17 protein-coding genes are annotated in these 17,048 nt (G+C 69.4%); 3 read left to right on the top strand and 14 right to left on the bottom strand.

Features of this window, described 5'->3' with window-relative positions; all coding sequences use genetic code 11:
* Positions 1-12 precede the first annotated feature (12 nt).
* The gene (locus RSP45_RS12585) at positions 13-474 is read right to left on the bottom strand and encodes a DUF2271 domain-containing protein (protein WP_415392191.1); all 462 of its coding nucleotides are present in this window, start codon (positions 472-474) and stop codon (positions 13-15) included.
* Between the two features lie 413 nt (positions 475-887).
* On the bottom strand, positions 888-1,340 hold the full coding sequence (locus tag RSP45_RS12580) for a PepSY domain-containing protein (RefSeq protein WP_415392190.1): 453 nt from the start codon (positions 1,338-1,340) through the stop codon (positions 888-890).
* A gap of 152 nt (positions 1,341-1,492) precedes the next feature.
* On the opposite strand from RSP45_RS12580, the gene RSP45_RS12575 reads away from it, so the two are divergent.
* On the top strand, positions 1,493-2,155 hold the full coding sequence (locus RSP45_RS12575; RefSeq protein WP_324327291.1) for a response regulator transcription factor: 663 nt from the start codon (positions 1,493-1,495) through the stop codon (positions 2,153-2,155).
* Positions 2,152-3,588, top strand: a complete 1,437-nt coding sequence (locus tag RSP45_RS12570; RefSeq protein WP_415392189.1) for a sensor histidine kinase — start codon at positions 2,152-2,154, stop codon at positions 3,586-3,588. The genes RSP45_RS12575 and RSP45_RS12570 overlap by 4 nt, the downstream gene beginning before the upstream one ends.
* A gap of 566 nt (positions 3,589-4,154) precedes the next feature.
* On the opposite strand, the gene RSP45_RS12565 is transcribed toward RSP45_RS12570, so the two are convergent.
* The 8 genes from RSP45_RS12565 to mmsB all read right to left on the bottom strand — a co-directional run bounded on the left by RSP45_RS12565 (position 4,155) and on the right by mmsB (position 12,091).
* Positions 4,155-4,448, bottom strand: coding sequence for a PepSY domain-containing protein (locus RSP45_RS12565; protein WP_415392188.1), 294 nt, complete (start codon positions 4,446-4,448; stop codon positions 4,155-4,157).
* Between the two features lie 211 nt (positions 4,449-4,659).
* On the bottom strand, positions 4,660-5,442 hold the full coding sequence (locus tag RSP45_RS12560; protein ID WP_415392187.1) for an SDR family oxidoreductase: 783 nt from the start codon (positions 5,440-5,442) through the stop codon (positions 4,660-4,662).
* Between the two features lie 58 nt (positions 5,443-5,500).
* Positions 5,501-6,709, bottom strand: a complete 1,209-nt coding sequence (locus RSP45_RS12555) for an ABC transporter substrate-binding protein (RefSeq protein ID WP_415392186.1) — start codon at positions 6,707-6,709, stop codon at positions 5,501-5,503.
* A gap of 35 nt (positions 6,710-6,744) precedes the next feature.
* On the bottom strand, positions 6,745-7,092 hold the full coding sequence (locus RSP45_RS12550; protein WP_415392185.1) for a 3-keto-5-aminohexanoate cleavage protein: 348 nt from the start codon (positions 7,090-7,092) through the stop codon (positions 6,745-6,747).
* A gap of 97 nt (positions 7,093-7,189) precedes the next feature.
* Complete coding sequence (locus RSP45_RS12545; RefSeq protein ID WP_415392184.1) at positions 7,190-8,179, bottom strand: 3-hydroxyacyl-CoA dehydrogenase NAD-binding domain-containing protein; 990 nt, start codon at positions 8,177-8,179, stop codon at positions 7,190-7,192.
* Positions 8,180-8,364: 185 nt separating this feature from the next.
* Entirely contained in the window at positions 8,365-9,567 is a 1,203-nt protein-coding gene (locus RSP45_RS12540; RefSeq protein WP_415392183.1) for an ABC transporter substrate-binding protein, read from the bottom strand.
* 102 nt (positions 9,568-9,669) lie between these two features.
* A complete protein-coding gene (locus RSP45_RS12535) occupies positions 9,670-11,172 on the bottom strand; it encodes a CoA-acylating methylmalonate-semialdehyde dehydrogenase (RefSeq protein WP_415392182.1) in 1,503 nt (500 codons plus the stop codon).
* Between the two features lie 22 nt (positions 11,173-11,194).
* The gene (gene mmsB / locus RSP45_RS12530) at positions 11,195-12,091 is read right to left on the bottom strand and encodes a 3-hydroxyisobutyrate dehydrogenase (protein WP_415392181.1); all 897 of its coding nucleotides are present in this window, start codon (positions 12,089-12,091) and stop codon (positions 11,195-11,197) included.
* A gap of 191 nt (positions 12,092-12,282) precedes the next feature.
* On the opposite strand from mmsB, the gene RSP45_RS12525 reads away from it, so the two are divergent.
* A complete protein-coding gene (locus RSP45_RS12525; protein ID WP_415392180.1) occupies positions 12,283-13,170 on the top strand; it encodes a LysR family transcriptional regulator in 888 nt (295 codons plus the stop codon).
* Positions 13,171-13,312: 142 nt separating this feature from the next.
* On the opposite strand, the gene RSP45_RS12520 is transcribed toward RSP45_RS12525, so the two are convergent.
* From RSP45_RS12520 to RSP45_RS12505, 4 genes are read right to left on the bottom strand one after another with little or no spacing between them, the layout of a single operon-like run.
* Positions 13,313-14,320, bottom strand: coding sequence for a branched-chain amino acid ABC transporter permease (locus tag RSP45_RS12520; RefSeq protein WP_415392179.1), 1,008 nt, complete (start codon positions 14,318-14,320; stop codon positions 13,313-13,315).
* A gap of 1 nt (position 14,321) precedes the next feature.
* Positions 14,322-15,209 (bottom strand): branched-chain amino acid ABC transporter permease, encoded by an 888-nt coding sequence (locus RSP45_RS12515; protein WP_415392178.1) that lies wholly within the window; start codon positions 15,207-15,209, stop codon positions 14,322-14,324.
* A 1-nt stretch (position 15,210) separates the two neighbouring features.
* On the bottom strand, positions 15,211-15,912 hold the full coding sequence (locus RSP45_RS12510; RefSeq protein ID WP_073068204.1) for an ABC transporter ATP-binding protein: 702 nt from the start codon (positions 15,910-15,912) through the stop codon (positions 15,211-15,213).
* Positions 15,909-16,685 (bottom strand): ABC transporter ATP-binding protein, encoded by a 777-nt coding sequence (locus RSP45_RS12505; protein ID WP_415392177.1) that lies wholly within the window; start codon positions 16,683-16,685, stop codon positions 15,909-15,911. Before RSP45_RS12505 ends, RSP45_RS12510 begins: the two co-directional genes overlap by 4 nt.
* Positions 16,686-17,048: the final 363 nt, after the last annotated feature.

Here is a 17,048-nt window from a genome sequence, read left to right as displayed (position 1 = left end):
CGAGATCCTGTCCTAGCGGTACGAAAAGCTGGCGATGTAGCGCGTGCCCGCCGCGCTGCCCCCGGCCGAGGTGATCGGCACCGCGATTTCGCCGGGGCTGTCGCGCATGTCCTCGACCGCGGCGTCGATGTGCAGGACGTAGCCCGCGTCGAACAGCGCATCGGCCAGATCGAGGGTGATTTCCAGCGTGCGCCCCGCGCCGACGCTGGCCCCGGTGATGCCGGCGACCTGCGCCGTGTCACCGCCGGTGGCGCGATACCAGCCCGACAGGTGGTCGTAGTATTTCGACTTGGCCCCCGCCATCCACAGGCTGCCCGCATAGGCGCCCTGCGCATCGGTGACGTAAAGCGCCAGATAGGCGCCGTCGCCGCCATAGTTGTTCATGGTGGTGGTCAGCGTGACCGGGCGCGCCAGCGCCAGCCCGGGCAGCACCAGCGCCGTGGTCAATGCCAATGTCGCCAGAAGCGGTTTCATGGTCCTGTGCCTTTCCTTGATCGGCGATTGCCTAGGGCTGCAATGCTGACGCCCCCGGCTGAGCCGTTCCTGACGGCGCCGCGATTTCCGCTTCAGGAAGCCGTCAGGAAAGAAAAAACCGCCCGGCCTGCGGGGGACCGGGCGGACAGGCGGGGCAGGACCCGCCGCCGGAAAGGATGCGAGAACAGCGCCTCGATGGCTTTCCCCCGGGCATCGACGCTCACCCGCGCGCCTCTTCCATGCGAAACCGGCCGGAGCCTGGGGCTCCGGCCGGTCTGCGTGTCCCTGCAATGCCGGCCCCGGGGCGGTCTGGACCGCGCCAGCTTCGCGGCCATGCCGCCCCCCGGATCGTGCCCGGACCCTGCCTTTCCGCCGGCACGATCCGCCGGCCGGCGATTGCCGGGACCGCAGCCCTAGCGCACCGTCGCCGCGGGCGGCGCGCCGGTGCCGAAGACCCCGCCCGCGGGCGGATTGGCCGGGGCGCGCGTCTCGGGCAGCAGCGGCTGCCCGTCGCGCCCGGCGTCGCGCCGGTGGTCCCGGTGCCGGTCGCGGCGGCGATCATCGTCGTCGTCACGGTCGACGTCGCGCCGGTCCTTGCGCTTCCACTCGACCACCTCCAGCGTCTGCGGGTCGAGCTTGGCCTTGAACCGCGCGCCCTGGGCATTCACGCCCCGGATCTCGTAGCAGCCGTCGTCGATCTTGATGCGGTCGACCTGCCAGCCCTGAGTCCGGGCCATCTGCTCGACCGCGGCGCGCGGCTGCCAGCGGTCCATCGGGACCTGGCAGTCGTCGTCATCGGCGAATGCCGCGCCGCCCACGCCGGCCAGCCCGGCGACCACGGCCATCATCAGAATCCGCTTCTTCATTGTGTTTCCCCTTGCGGTAGCTCATCTGTCCGCAAAGATGGCACCCGATCCTGACAGCAGGCTGACAGGAGGGTCACACCAACGTCAGCATCCCGTCAGCGGCGCCGCGGACAGCAGGCCCAACGGGGCCTGGCTGCGACAAGGGCGACGACATGCGGATTCTGCTGGTCGAGGACGACACCATCCTGGGCGCCGCGGTGCGCGACCACATCAGCGCCGACGGCCATTCCACCGACTGGGTGACCCGGCTGGACGAGGCGGCCGAACATCTGGCGGCGGTGCCCTATGATCTGGTGCTGCTCGACCTGATGCTGCCGGACGGGCGCGGCATCGGGTTCCTGCGCGGGATGCGGGCGCGGGGCGACGTGACCCCGGTCATCATCCTGACCGCGCTCGACCAGATCTCGGACCGGATCGAGGGGCTGAACGCGGGCGCCGACGACTATCTGACCAAGCCCTTCGACCTGGCCGAGCTGTCGGCGCGGCTGGCCGCCGTCGCCCGGCGCTATTGCGGCAACCCCAACCCCCTGGTGGAGCTGGGCGAGCTGCAGATCGACCTGGCCACCCGCGGCATCTGGCGCGCGGGCAAGCGCATCGACCTGACCGCGCGGGAATGGGCGCTGTTCGAGGCGCTGCTGCAGCATCCCGGGCAGGTGCTGTCCAAGGGCCAGCTCGAAGACCGGCTCTATGCCTTTGGCGCCGAGGTCGAAAGCAACACCATCGAGGTCCACGTCAGCCGCCTGCGCAAGAAGTTGGGCGCGCGGGTGATCGAGACCATGCGCGGGCTGGGCTACCGGCTGGGGGACGGGCGGTGAGGGCGCCGGCCAGCCTGCAGGGGCGGCTGGCGCTGTGGCTGACACTGGGCGCGGTGGTGCTGTGGGGGCTGGCGCTGGTGGCGGCCGGCCAGCAGCTGCGCCGCGAGATGGGCCAGGTCTTCGACAGCGCGCTTGAGGAAACCGGGCAGCGGCTGCTGCCGCTGGCGGTGGTGGAAATCATCGGCCGCGACGAGGACGACGACGGCGAGCCCGACGAGGAGGAGTGGGAGCCCGGCGACGAGGCCGACGACCCAAGCGATGCCCGCACGCAAAGCGTGGCCACCCTGCGCGCCCATGACGAATATTTCACCTATCTGGTGCGCGACGCCTCGGGGCGGGTACTCATCCGCTCGCACCAGGCCGATCTGGCGGTGTTTCCGCCCTATGCCGGGATGGGTTTTGCCGAGACCGCCACCCACCGCATCTATTCCGACGCGGCCCTGCAGGGCACGATCACCATCTCTGTGGCCGAGCCGCTGGCCCACCGCCGCCAGACCGAGCGCGAGCTGCTGCTGCGACTGGCGCTGCCGCTGGTGCTGATCGTGCCGTTCAGCCTGATCGGGGTGTGGCTGGCGGTGCGCACCGCCATGGCGCCGGTGCAGCGCTTCCGTACCGGGATCGAGGCGCGCAGCGGCACCGACCTGTCGCCGATTTCCGACGCGGGGCTGCCGTCCGAGTTCCGCCCCAACGCCCGCGCCGTCAACCGCCTGCTGGCGCGGCTGCGCAATGCGCTCGAGGCCGAGCGCAGCTTTACCGCCAACTCGGCGCATGAGCTGCGCACCCCGGTCGCCGCGGCGCTGGCACAGGTGCAGCGGCTGGTGATCGAGGCCCCGGACGAGGCGACCCGCGCCCGCGCCCGCCAGGTCGAGGCCGCGCTGCAGCGGCTGGCGCGGCTGTCGGAAAAGCTGATGCAGCTGGCCCGGGCCGAGGGCGGCCGCCTGCAGGCCGAGGCGCCGGCGGATCTGGTGCCGGTGCTGCGGCTGCTGGCGGCCGAGATGGGCCGCGACCCCGCGCACCCGGTGGCGCTGACCCTGCCCGACACCCCGGTCATGGCGCCGATCGACCCCGACGCCTTCGCCATCCTGGTGCGCAACCTGATCGAAAACGCACAGCGCCACGGCCAGGGCGCGGGCACCGACGGCGCCGCGCCCGAGCCGGTGCAGGTCGCGCTGTCCCCGGCCGGTGTGCTGCGCGTCAGCAACGCCGGCCCCGCCGTGCCGCCCGAGCAGCTGTCCCGCCTGCTGCGCCCCTTCGAGCGCGGCACGACCAGCGCCAACGGCAGCGGGCTGGGGCTGGCCATCGCGCACGCCATCGCCAGCGGCAGCGGCGGCACGCTGGAACTGCGCTCTCCCGCCAGCGGCCGCACGGACGGGTTCGAGGCGATATTTTCCGCCGCCCTCGCTCCCCCGGCCCCCACAGCCCGCAGCACGTGAGCCGGGAAGCTGAAGGAAGCCCGAGGGTGACCGAGACGCCGGACACTAACCGGACCGCGTGCGCCGGTCTGGCGCCGGGGCGTCGGCTGTCGCCTGCGATGGAACCCGGCACCGTGAGCCCGAGGCCGAAGGGCCCGAAGGTCAAGCATCGGGGAGCATGGGGCCAACAGAGATTGCGGAGCCGAGAGGGATCGAAATCGAAGGTCGGGCACCATCAGAGCCCATGACCCAGTTTGGAGCCGGGACCCCGGCCCTTGCCTGGGCTGGACCCGGCACCGTGAACCGGGGTCGAAGGAACCGAGGGCCAAGCATCGAGGACCGGGGCCAAGCGTCGGGGAATAGAGGACCAGGCATCGAGGACCCGAGCCAAGGGACCGCGAGGCCGGAGGAACTCAGGGCCGGCAAACGGCGGACCGGAAGCCGGGTAACCGGCCAGGGGACTGGAACCAGACACCGTTGAACCGGAGCCGAAAAACGAAACGCCCCCTCCCGCTGCGGGCGGGAAGGGGCGCTGGAAGGGGCTTCGCCGCCGCCCGTGGGCGGGGCGGGACCCGCAGTGCGGGCGGTTACTGGCGCGGGGCCTCGGTGCTGAACCGCTTGACCTTGCCCTCGACCACGTCGAGCGTCTCGGGGTCCAGCGTGACCTTGAGCACATTGCCGCCCTGGTCGGTCACCCGCAGCTCGTAGCAGCCGTCGTCGATCTCCATCTTGTGGATCGACCAGCCGAAATCATCGGCCAGCTCGGCCAGCGCCACGAAGGACTGCCGCTGTTCCGGCGGGACGTTGCATTCCGCATCGGCCAGCGCGGCGGTGGCCGGCAGCGCAGCGATCAGGGCGAGGGTGGCGAGCGTCGTCTTCATGGGGCATCTCCTTGATCCCGGTTATCCATGAGACGAATATTGGCGCCCGAAACTTGCGCCCCGCTGACGGCGATGCGGAAATCGCTTCAGCCCGGCGTCAGGAAACCCCGCCTTTTCAGGGCGCTTGCCCGGCGCGGGCCCGTCAGACGCAGGCCCGGCCCTCCGGCGCAGGCTCGCCATGCATAGGCCTATTCAGGCGAGGGGCAGCGGGTCAGGCCAGCGACTGCGCATCTCCGTCGATGGCAATCGCCTGCCCCGAGATGGTCCGCCCGCGCGGCGAGCACAGAAAGACGATCTGGTCGGCGATTTGCTGCGGGGTGACCGCGGTGCGCAACGAGATATTGCCCAGGAACTCGGCCCGCATCTCCTCGATGCTGATGCCGCGGGCCTCGGCCTTGCTGGCGATGATACGGTTCACGCGCTCGCCCTCGACCACGCCGGGCAGGATCGCGTTCACCCGGATGCCCTGGGGGCCCAGCTCGATCGCCAGCGTCTTGGTGAAGCCCACCACCGCCCATTTCGATGCGGAATAGGGCGAACGCAGCGGAAAGCCGAAGCGCCCCGCGGCCGAGGACAGGTTGATGATCGAGGGATTCGCGCTTTCCAGCAGATGCGGCACCGCCAGCCGCACGCAGTTGAACTGTCCGGTGATATTGACCGCAAGCGTGCGGTCCCAGTCTTCGGGGTCGACCTCTTGCACCGGGGCGGTTGGGCCGGAAATCCCGGCGTTGTTGACCAGCACGTCCAGCCCGCCCAGCGCGGCGGTGGCATCCGAAAACAGCTGCGCAACGCTGCCGCGGTCGGCCACGTCCGCATGGGACTGCGATATCCCGGGGTCGCTGTCCGCCAGCCGGTCCAGCGCGTCACGGTCCACGTCGCAGACATGCACCCGCGCGCCCTCGGCCCGGAACGCCCGCGCGATCTCGAGCCCGATCCCGCCCGCGCCCGCCGTCACCAGCACCCGCAGCCCCGTGACGCCCAGCTCCATCGTCATCCCCCCTGAAAGCCGTGGAAGAACCGCGTGGCGCAAGCACGCGCCACGCGGCAGCGGATCAGTTCTGGACCAGCGGGCAGCCGCCTTGGTCCAGCGGGCGATAGATCTCGTCGCCCGGCAGCGTGGTCAGGACCTTGTAGTAATCCCACTCGCCGCTGGATTCCGCGGGGGATTTCACCTGCATCAGATACATGTCGTGGACCATCCGCCCGTCGGCGCGCAGCGTGCCGTTCAGGGCAAAGGCGTCGTTGACCGGCGTCTTGCGCATCTGCTCAAGAACCGCCGTGGCCTCGTCCGAGCCCAGGTCCTGGATCGCCTGCAGGTAATGACGCGCGGCCGAGTAGCTGCCGGCCTGGATCATGCTGGGCAGCGTGCCGTGCCGCTGGATGAAGGCGTCGGCAAAGGCGCGGCTCTGCTCGTCGCGGTCGGCATAGAAGCCTTCGACCAGCGCCATGCCCTGCGCGGCCTCGAGCCCCAGCGAATGCACGTCGGTCGGGAACATCAGCAGGTTGGCCAGCGTCTGCCCGCCCTGCGTCACCCCGAACTCCTGCGCCTGCTTGATCGAGTTGATGGTGTCGGCGCCCGCATTGGCCAGCGCGATCACCTTGGCGCCCGAGGACTGCGCCTGCAGCACAAAGGACGAAAAATCCGAAACCCCCAGCGGGTGCCGGACCGCGCCGACGACGGTGGCGCCGCTTTCCTGAAGCACCCGGGTGACCGAGGCTTCCAGCGCGTGGCCGAAGGCATAGTCCACGGTCAGGAAATACCAGCTGTCGCCCAGGGTTTCGACGCCGTATTTCCCCATGCCCTGCGCCTGCCCGTAGGTGTCATAGGCCCAGTGCGCGGTGGTGGGGGAACAGGCCTCGCCGGTCAGCTGCTCGGCCCCGGCGCCCGAGATCAGGAAGGCGCGGTTCTTTTCGCGGGTGATTTCCTGCACCGCCAGCGCCACCGACGAGGTCGGCACGTCCACGATCACGTCCACCTGTTCGGTGTCGATCCAGCGGTTGGCGATCGAGGCGCCGACGTCGGGCTTGTTCTGGTGGTCGGCATAGACCAGCTCGATCGGCATCCCGGCCACCTGGCCGCCGAACTCCTCGATGGCCATGCGCACGGCCTCGACGCTGCCCATGCCGGTGGCATCGGCATAGGCGCCGCTCATGTCGTTGAGAACGGCGATCTTCACCTTGCCGTCCGAAATCTCGGCGCCCGCCGTGGTCGCGGCCAGCGCGACGGCGCAGGCGGCAGCAGCTGCAAAGCTGGTCTTCATGGTCAGTTATCCTCCCGTGGTGTATGACCTGTTCGTCAGAATGCGGCGTCGTCGCCGCCCTTGGCCTGCAATATCGCGCGCGTCCGGGGGGCGGTCGCGCGCTGCAGCCCCAACTCCTCAAGGCTGCGGCGGGTTCGGGCCGGCAGCCCGGCGCGGACACCGCCGCTGCCGGCCGGCACGAGGCGCGTCCGGTGGCGCCCTGCCGCCGGCGCCGGCGGATGATCATCGGCGCCGGACAGCCGGTCCGCCGGGGCGTTCATGTGCATCGGTTTTTCCGGATCCATCCCCATCCCGCCCCTGATCCCGAAGACGTTCCGGGCCAGAAAGGGCAGCTTGACGCAGCCACGATCCGCGAAACGCGGCAGAGTGTAAAGATGGCTCATGCAGTGGCATCCAAACGCCGGCGCACGGGCAGATGCCGCGAGATCTTGGGCCCGTGGACCGACCCGGTGACCGCGCAGAGGGCCGTCGTCGTCCGCTTCATCGGGGCTTGGCCGATGCGTCCGGCAGTGGGGCGGCATCGCGATCGCGAAAACTCTCGATCAGCGCCAGCAGCAGCCGGTCGCGTTCCTGCGCCAGCTCGGCGCCAGAGCGTCCCTGCCGCGCCTCCTGCGCGCCGGCGATCAGCTGGGCGCGGACCTCGGGCGTCAGCTCGGGGGCGCCGAGATCGGCCCACCAGCCCTCCATCGCCGGGCCGATATGGTCCAGAAAATGCGCCATGCCGCCGGCGCCGCCGGCCAGGTCAAAGATCATGTTCGGCCCGAAGATCGCCCAGCGCAGCCCCGGCCCCTGCGCGATCGCGGTGTCCACGTCGCTGACGCTGGCCAGCCCGCTGGCGACGGCGTGCACCGCCTCGCGCCACAGCGCGGCCTGCAGCCGGTTGGCCAGATGGCCCAGCACCTCGCGGTGCAGCCGGATCGGGCGCTTGCCCAGCGCCGCGTAGAACGCCATCAGCCGCGCGATCACCGCCTCGTCGGTGGCCTTGCCGCCCACCACCTCGACCAGCGGGATCAGATGCGGCGGGTTGAAGGGGTGGCCGATGGCAAAGCGCCCGGGCAGGCGCAGCCCCTGCTGCAGGTCGGACATGATCAGCCCCGAGGTGCTGGAGGCGACGATGGCGTCGTCGCCGATCACTTCTTCCAGCGCCGCAAAGATCGCGCGCTTGACGTCCGCGCGCTCGGGGCCGTTTTCCTGAACCAGCGCCGCACCGGCCGCAGCTTCGCGCGGGTCGGCGTGAAAGCTCCAGTTGCCGGGATCGGCGGCGGGGGACAGGCCCAGCCGGTCCAGCGCGGGCCAGGCGCCCTCGATATAGGCGCGGACCTGCGCCTGCGCGGCGTGGTCGGGGTCGCTGACCGCGACCTGCATCCCGCGCGACAGGAACAGCGCCGCCCAGCTGGCCCCGATCGTCCCGGCGCCGATCACCGCCACCCGCATTCCCGCCAGCGGCATCGGTTCAGTATCCACGGTCATGCTGATCGCCTCTTCCCACCCGCAGCCTGTTTGCGGAACTTGTCGCCGTTCGACGGCGGCTTGGCAACCATGCCGCCGCCGGAGGCTGCGGACAATTGCCACCGGCCGGAAATGCACAGACCGGCCACGCGCAACGCCCGGCCGGCCTGCCTGTCATCCGTATGGGCGACCTCGCCCGCGGGACCTTAGCCGTTGACCAGATAGCAGGTCGACTGCTCCAGCGGGGTCGCGGTTTCTTCCGCGGGGATCGTGGCCAGGATCTTGAAGTAATCCCACTCACCCGAGGATTCCGCCGGGGTCTTGACCTGGAACAGATACATGTCGGTGACCATGCGGCCATCCTCGCGGATGCGGCCGTTCGGTGCGAAGGCGTCGTTGACCGGGGTCTCGCGCATCTTGGCGGCGACATCGGTGCCCACGTCGCTGTTCAGCGCATCCACCGCCCGCAGGTAGTGCAGCACCGAGGAATAGGTGCCCGCCTGGATCATCCCCGGCATCCGGCCGGTCCGCTCCATGAAGCGCTGCGCGAATTCGCGGCTGGCGTCGTCGCGGTCATGATAGAACGAGGTGGTGCCGGTCAGCCCCTGCGCGGTTTCCAGCCCCATGGCGTGCACGTCGCTGATCACGATGTTCAGCGCGGCGATGGTCTGGCCCGCCTGGGCGATGCCGAACTCGGCCGCGCCCTTGACCGCGTTCACCGTGTCGGTGCCGCCGTTCGCCAGCCCGACCACCTGCGCGCCCGAGGCCTGCGCCTGCAGCAGGAAGGACGAGAAATCCATGGTGTTCAGCGGGTGGCGCACATCGCCGATGATGTTGCCGCCGTTGGCCTTGACGGTATCGGACAGGCTGGCAGCCATCTGGTGCCCGAAGGCATAGTCGGCGGTGATCAGGAACCAGTCCTTCAGCCCCTGCCCGACCAGCGCCGAGGCGGTGCCCACGGACTGCGAATAGGTGTCCCAGCCCCAATGGAAGCCGGTGGGGGAACAGGCGGCGTTGGTCAGCTCGGTGGTGGCCGGGCCGGTCATCAGCGTGACCTTGCCCAGGTCCTTGGCCATGGTGGTCACCGCGATGGCGGCGGCCGAGTTGGTCATGTCGGCGATCGCGTCGACGCCCTGGGTGTCGAACCACTGCCGCGCGGTCGAGGCCGCGATGTCGGCCTTGTTCTGGTGGTCGGTGGCGATGATCTCGACCTTGAGGCCGTTGGTGCCGCCGTTGAACTCCTCGACCGCCAGCCGCGCCGCCTCGACCGAGGTGGGGCCGCTGAAGTCGGAATAGGGGCCGGACATGTCGGTCAGCACCCCGATGCGCACGACGCCATCCGAGATCTCGGCCTGGGCCAGGGCAGTCGTCGCCAGCAGCACCGCTGCGAAACTCACCGTAGTCTTCATTTACAAGTACCTCCCGTTGGTGGCCGGAAAAACCCCTGCCCCGGCTTGGGGCGGAACTGCCGGCGCCGCATCGGCCGTAACGGCGGCGCCGGCAATATCGGATCAGCTGTTGCTGGGGAAGGACATCGACAGACCTTCGTCCACCGATTCCGGTTCCGGCCAGCGATGCGAGACCGTCTTCATCTTGGTATAGAACCGCGCCGCATCGGGACCGAACATATGCGCCTCGCCGAACTTCGAGCGGCGCAGGCCGCCGAAGTTGTGATAGCCGACCGGGATCGGGATCGGAACGTTGACCCCCAGCATCCCTGCCTCGACTTCGTTGGCAAAGCGCTGCGACGCGTAGCCGCTGCGGGTGAAGATCGCGGCGCCGTTGCCGTATTCATGGGCGTTGACGATGGCGATCGCCTCGTCCAGGTCCTGCGCGCGCATGATGGCGCGGACCGGGCCAAAGATCTCTTCCTGCCACAGCTGCATGTCCATGGTCACGCGGTCGACCAGCGAGGGGCCGCAGAAGAACCCGGCCTCGTGGCCCTCGACCTGCAGGCCGCGGCCGTCGACGACCAGCTCGCCGCCCTCGGTCACGGCGCGCTCGATCGCGTCGTTGACGGTCTTCTGCGCGGCGGCGGTGACCACCGGGCCGTAATCCGCGCCCTTCATGTCATAGGGGCCGACCCGCAGCTTGGCGGTCTGGGCGACGATGCGCTCGCGCAGCTTGTCGGCGGTTTCCTCGCCCACCACCACGCAGACCGAAATCGCCATGCAGCGCTGCCCCGCCGCGCCGAAACCGGCGCTGACAAAGGCCGAGGCCGCCTGGTCCAGATCGGCGTCCGGCAGCACGATCATGTGGTTCTTGCCGCCGGTGAACGAGGCCACACGCTTGTTGTGCGAGGTGCCTTTCTTATAGACGTATTCGCCGACCCGGGTCGAGCCGACAAAGCTGATCGCCGCGATCGCCGGGTGTTCCAGGATCGCGTCCACGATCTCGGCATCGCCGTTCACCACGTTCCACACGCCGGCGGGCAGGCCGGCCTCGGCCCAGAGCTTGCTCAGATGCGCGGCCGCGCCCGGCACCCGTTCCGAGGGCTTCAGGATCACCGCGTTGCCGGTGGCGACCGCCATCGCGGTCATCGCCAGCGGCACCATCACCGGGAAGTTGAAGGGCGAGATACAGGCGACGATCCCGACCGGCTGGCGGAACGAGAACATGTCGATGTTGCCGCCGACGTTGCGGGTGAACTCGCCCTTGGTGACATGCGGCTCGGCGGCGGCGAACTCCAGCGCCTCCAGCCCGCGGCCGATCTCGCCCTTGGCGTCGTCCAGGGTCTTGCCGTTCTCGCGGCCGATCAGCTCGGCCAGGATCTCGGTGTCGCGGATCACCAGCTCGCGCATCTTGAAGATGACCTGGATGCGGCGGGCGTGGGACTGGTTGCCCCATTCGCGCCCGGCCGGGCCGGCGATCTCGCACAGGCGGTCCAGCGTGGCGCGGTCGGCGTAATGCAGCTGATAGGCCACGTCGCCGGTGGCGGGGTTGTAGACGGGGCCGGTGCGCTGGCCGAAGCCGGGCTCGAAGGCTCCGCCGATATATTGCATGGCGCTTTCCATGGTGTCTCCTCCGTTGCGGCTCTCAGCAGGGCCGGGTGAAAATCGTCTGGATGCTGGAAAAATCCGCCCGGCCCGCGTCGGGGCTGCGGCGGTTCTGCAGCATGTACAGGCTTTGCGCCAGCGCGCCGAAGGGCACCGAGGCGCCGGCGTCGCGGGCATTGGCGATGGCGAGGTTCAGGTCCTTGAGCATCAGCCCCAGCTGGAAGCCGCCGGTATAGCCGCGGCTTGCCGGGGCCTCGGGCATCACCCCCGGCCAAGGGTTCCAGCGGTCCAGCACGAAGCTGGCGGCCGAGCTGTTGGCCATGATCCCGGACAGTTTCGCCGGGTCGAGCCCCTGCGAGATGCCCAGCGCCAGCGCCTCGGCCGTGGCGGCCATCACCACCGCGGCGGTCATGTTGTTGCACAGCTTGGCCACCTGCCCGGCGCCGCTGTCGCCGGCATGGACGATCATCCGCCCCATCGCCTGCAGGATCGGCTCGGCGCGGGCGAAATCGGCCTCGCTGCCGCCGACCATGAAGGACAGCGTGGCATCAGTCGCGCCGCCGGGGCCGCCCGAAACCGGCGCGTCGATCATCGCGAAACCCCTGGCCGCGGCTGTGCGGGACAGCGCGCGGCTGGTGTCGGGGCTGATGGTCGAGCAGTCGATCAGCAGCGGCCGCGCCGCCAGCGTCTCGATCAGCCCCTCGGGGCCCAGATGCACGGCCGAGACGATGGCGTCGTTGGGCAGCATGGTGATGACGAACTCGGCGCCCTCGGCGGCCGCAAGCGCGGTGTCGGCGGGAACGGCCCCGGCCTCGGCCAGCGCCGCGCGGGCCTCGGCGCTGACGTCGAAGACGCGCAGCGCGTGCCCCGCCTTCAGAAGGTTGCGCGCCATCGGCGCCCCCATGGTCCCCAGACCGATAAACCCGACGACGGCCATGCGCTCTCCCTGGCAGGTGATCCGACGGCCGCGGCGCGGATTGCCGGGGGCCCCTCCATCCTTCGGGCCGTCCCGGCCGCGACTCTCGCGGCCTCCTGTGTCGTTTCGACCAAGTTAACATCCCGCCCGCCCCGTGGTAGACGGGAAACGTGCAGGTAGGCTGTGCGCAAATGCACACGAGGGGGCGCGCGATGGACTGGGACGACCTGCGCTACTTCGTCGAGCTGGTGCGCGCCGGCACCCTCAGCGGCGCCGCCCATCGGCTGGGGGTCACCCACACCACCATCTCGCGCCGGTTGCAGCGGCTGGAACAGCGCATCGGAGAGCCGGTGTTCAGCCGCAGCTCGCAGGGCTATGCGCTGACCGCCCGCGGCCAGACGCTGTGGACCGAGGCGCAGCGGGTCGAGGCGGCGTTCATGCGCATCGGCGAGCAGCTGCCCGAAAGCCCCGCCACCCTGTCGGGCACGGTCCGCATCGGCTGCACCGAGGCGTTCGGGTCCAAGGTGATCGCGCCGCTGCTGGCCGCGCTCAGCGACCGCTATCCGGCGCTGCACATCGACCTGATCGTGCAGCCGCGCCCGATCCTGCTGGCCAAGAACGAAGCCGACATCGTGATCACCATCGACCGCCCCGAACGCGGCCCCTACACGATCATGCGGCTGACCGATTATTCGCTGCATTTCTACGCCTCGCCCGGCTACCTGGCCAAGGCGGGGCCGGTCGCCCGGCTCGAGGACCTCGAATCGCACCGCATGATCAGCTATGTGGGCGAACACAGCCCGGCGCGCGACCTGCCGATGGTACCGCAGTTCGGGGTGCATGGCGCGGTATCGCTGCGCAGCACCAGCATCGCGGCGCAGGCCGAGATGGTGAAATCCGGCGCCGGCATCGCGGTGCTGCCCGATTTCCTGGTGGGCGAGGACGACAAGCTGGTGCAGGTGCTGCACGAGATCGGGTTCTTCCGCAGCTTCTGGATCATCGTGCCCACGGCGCTGCGCAAGCTCAGCCGGATCCGGGCGGTGTCCGAGGCGATCGTGGCGCTGATGCGCGAACAGCGCCCGGTGCTGATCCGCAAATAAGCGCCCGCCGCCGCGCGCGCTCTTTCATCTTGCCGAAAATATCCCGGGGGCGCGTGGGCTGGCCCACGCTGCGGCCGCGGCGAAAGCAGAACCGCCGCGGATTTCCCCGCGGCGGCTGTCGGTCGATGGTGCGGCCGCAGGCTCAGCCCGGCGGGCGCAGCCCCATGGCGCGGCCAAAGCGGGAATGGGCGAATTCGCCGATCAGGCCGCGGCGGAACAGCATGACGCAGACCATGAACACCAGCCCGGTGATGATGGTGACCGGAAACGCCGAGGTCGCCAGCTGGTTCTGCAGCCCCACCACGATGCCGGCGCCAACCAGCGGCCCGACCATGGTGCCGATGCCGCCGATCAGGGTCATCAGCACCACCTCGCCCGACATCTGCCAGGCCACGTCGGTCAGGGTGGCGAACTGCATGACCAGCGCCTTCAGCCCCCCGGCCAACCCGGCCAGCGTCGCCGACATCACGAAGGCGCCCAGCTTGTACTGCGCCGTGGCATAGCCCAGCGAGGTCGCCCGCGCCTCGTTTTCCCGGATCGCCTTGAGGATCATCCCGAAGGGCGAGTTCACGAAGCGCCAGATGATCAGCAGCCCGATCACGAACACCGCCAGCACAAAGAAATACATGGTGGTCATGTCGTTGAGGTCGAGCACGCCGAACAGCCGCCCGCGCGGCACCGACTGGATGCCGTCCTCGCCATGGGTGAAGGGCATCTGCAGGCAGGCAAAGAAGAACATCTGCGACAGCGCCAGCGTGACCATGGCGAAATAGATGCCCTGGCGGCGGATGGCGATGGCGCCCATCAGCAGCCCCAGCGCCGCGCCGCCGGCCACGCCCACCAGCAGCGCCAGTTCCGGGGACCAGCCCCAGACCTTGGCCGCGTGGGCGGTGAAATAGGCCGCGCCCCCGAAGAAGGCGGCATGGCCGAAGGACAGCAGCCCCGTATAGCCCAGCAGCAGGTTGAAGGCCGCGGCGAACAGCGCAAAGCACAGGATCTTCATGATGAAGACCGGGTACATCACGAAGGGCGCCGCGATCAGCAGCACCGCCGCCCCCAGCAGCAGCGCCAGCTGCAGGTTGCGGCTCATCACCGGGGCCGCGCTCGGCGCGAGCTCGGTGGCCGGCGGCAGTTCCGAGGTTCTGGCCATCTCAGCCCTCCTTCCCGAACAGACCTGCGGGGCGCAGGATCAGCACGATCGCCATGATGACGAAGATCACGATGTTGGATGCCTCGGGGTAGAAGACCTTGGTCAGCCCCTCGGCGATGCCCAGCAGATAGCCGGTGACGATGGCGCCCATGATCGAGCCCATGCCGCCGACCACGACCACCGCGAACACCACGATGATGATGTTCGAGCCCATCAGCGGCGACACCTGGTAGATCGGCGCCGCCAGCACGCCGGCCAGCGCCGCCAGCCCCGCGCCAAGCGCATAGGTCAGCGTCAGCAGCATCGGCACGTTGATGCCGAAGCTCTGCACCAGCGACGGGTTTTCCGTGGCCGCGCGCAGGGTGGCGCCCAGCCGGGTCTTTTCGATCAGCGCCCAGACCGCCAAGCAGACGACCAGCGAGGCCACGATCACCCAGGCCCGATAGATCGGCAGCACCATGAAGCCCAGGTTGAACACCCCGGTCAGCGCCGCCGGCGTCGCATAGGGCTGCCCCGAGGCCCCGAAATACCAGCGGAAGCTGCCCTCGATCGCCAGCGCAAGGCCAAAGGTGAACAGCATCCCGTAGAGATGGTCGAGGTCGTAGAGCCGCGACAGCAGCGTCCGCTCGATCAGCGCACCGACGGCGCCCACCACCAGCGGCGCCACCACCAGCGCCCCCCAATAGGGGACGCCCAGGAATTTCAGCGCCAGGAAGGCGACGAAGGCGCCCAGCATGTACTGCGCCCCATGGGCGAAGTTGATGACCCGCAGCAGGCCGAAGATCACCGCCAGCCCCAGCGACAGAAGCGCGTAGAACGAGCCGTTGATCAACCCGACCAGCAGCTGGCCCAGGAATGCCTGCAGCGGGATTCCGAAGATCATCGTCATCTCAGACCCCCAAAGTTTCTTGCAGCATCCCCATGCGGGCATCCAGCTCGCCCACCGGGAATTCATGCGTCATCACGCCGTGGTCCATGACGTAGAACCTATCGGCGACCTTGGACGCGAAGCGGAAGTTCTGTTCCACCAGCACTACCGTCATCCCGCGCGACTTGAGCTCGCGCAGCACCGCGCCGATGGCGTCGATGATGACCGGGGCCAGCCCCTCGGTCGGCTCGTCCAGCAGCAGGCAGCGCGCGCCGGTGCGCAGGATGCGCGCCATCGCCAGCATCTGCTGCTCGCCGCCCGACAGCTTGGTGCCCGGGCTGTTGCGCCGTTCCAGCAGGTTGGGGAACAGCTGGAAGATCTCGTCCAGCGTCATGCCGCCCGGCGCCACCACCGGCGGCAGCATCAGGTTCTCGTCCACCGAGAGCGAGGCGAAGATGCCGCGTTCTTCGGGCACGAAGCCCAGCCCCGCCCGCGCGGTGCGGTGCAAGGGCATCGCCATCACATCCTGCCCGGCAAAGGTGATCGCGCCGGTACGCTTGCGCACCAGCCCCATGATCGAGCGCAGGGTGGTGGTCTTGCCCATGCCGTTGCGGCCCAGGATGCAGACGGTCTCGCCCTCGGTCACATGCATGTTCACGCCGTGCAGGATATGGCTTTCGCCATACCAGGCGTTCAGGTCCGAAACGTTCAGAAGCGCGCTCATGCCTCGCTCCCCATATAGGCCGTCCGCACCCGCGGGTCGGCGGCAACGGTGGCGTAATCGCCCTCGGCCAGGATCTCGCCCCGCTGCAGCACGGTGACGCGGTGGCAGATGTCGGCCACCACCGACAGGTTGTGTTCCACCATCAGCACCGCCCGGTCGCGGGCGACGTCGCGGATGATCTCGGCCACGGTATGCACGTCCTCGTGGCCCATGCCGGCCATCGGCTCGTCCAGCAGCAGCACCTTGGGGTCCAGCGCCAGCGTGGTGGCGATTTCCAGCACCCGCTTGCGGCCATAGGAAAGGTCGGCGGCGCGGATGTCGCGCCAGGGCATCAGCCCCAGCCCCTCGATCAGCTCGTCCGCGCGCCCGTCCAGCCGCCGCAGCGACGACAGCGGCCGCCAGAACTGCGTGGCCAGCCCGGCCGGGCGCTGCAGCGCGACGCGCAGGTTTTCCAGCACCGTCAGATGCGGGAACACCGCCGAGATCTGGAACGAGCGCACCAGCCCCATCCGCGCCACCGCGTCGGGTTTCATCGCGGTGATGTCGGTGCCCAGCAGGGTGATCCGGCCGCGGGTCGGCGGCAGGAACTTGGTCAGCAGGTTGAAGACCGTGGTCTTGCCCGCCCCGTTCGGCCCGATCAGCGCATGGATGCGGGCGTGGTGGATGTCGAGATTCACGTTGTTGACCGCGGTGAAGCCCGAAAAATCCTTGCCGAGGCCGCGGGCGCTCAGCACCACCTGCGGCTCGGGCGCTGTTTCGGCAGCTCTAGTCATCTTTGATCCGCATTCCTACATCCCATTCTGCGATGACGACGCCGGCAGCCGCCCGGGACAAGGGGCGGCCTGTGATCCGCCGGCTTCTGTCCTGTCCTCGATCCACCCGCGTCTCCTCTGTCCTGATGCCGATACCGGGCGCGTGCCAGCCGGCGCGGCCACGGCCGCCCGGTCCCCCCGGGTCGCCGCAAGGCCATGACCGTCCTGGCAGCCACGGTGATGTCCATCATCCTCCCGCCCCGTGCCGGGGCCGCTTCCTCGGGCACGCGGGAGCGCATCCGCCGACGCGCCGCCCGCCTCCACGCAGCAACGTGACAGGCGCGATACCACACAAGAGCGGCGGGGTGTAGATGCTATGGCGCG

Source organism: Paracoccus sp. SJTW-4, assembly GCF_047716885.1.
Taxonomy (GTDB): Bacteria; Pseudomonadota; Alphaproteobacteria; order Rhodobacterales; family Rhodobacteraceae; genus Paracoccus; species Paracoccus solventivorans.
This window is presented reverse-complemented; position numbering and strand designations above follow the sequence as displayed.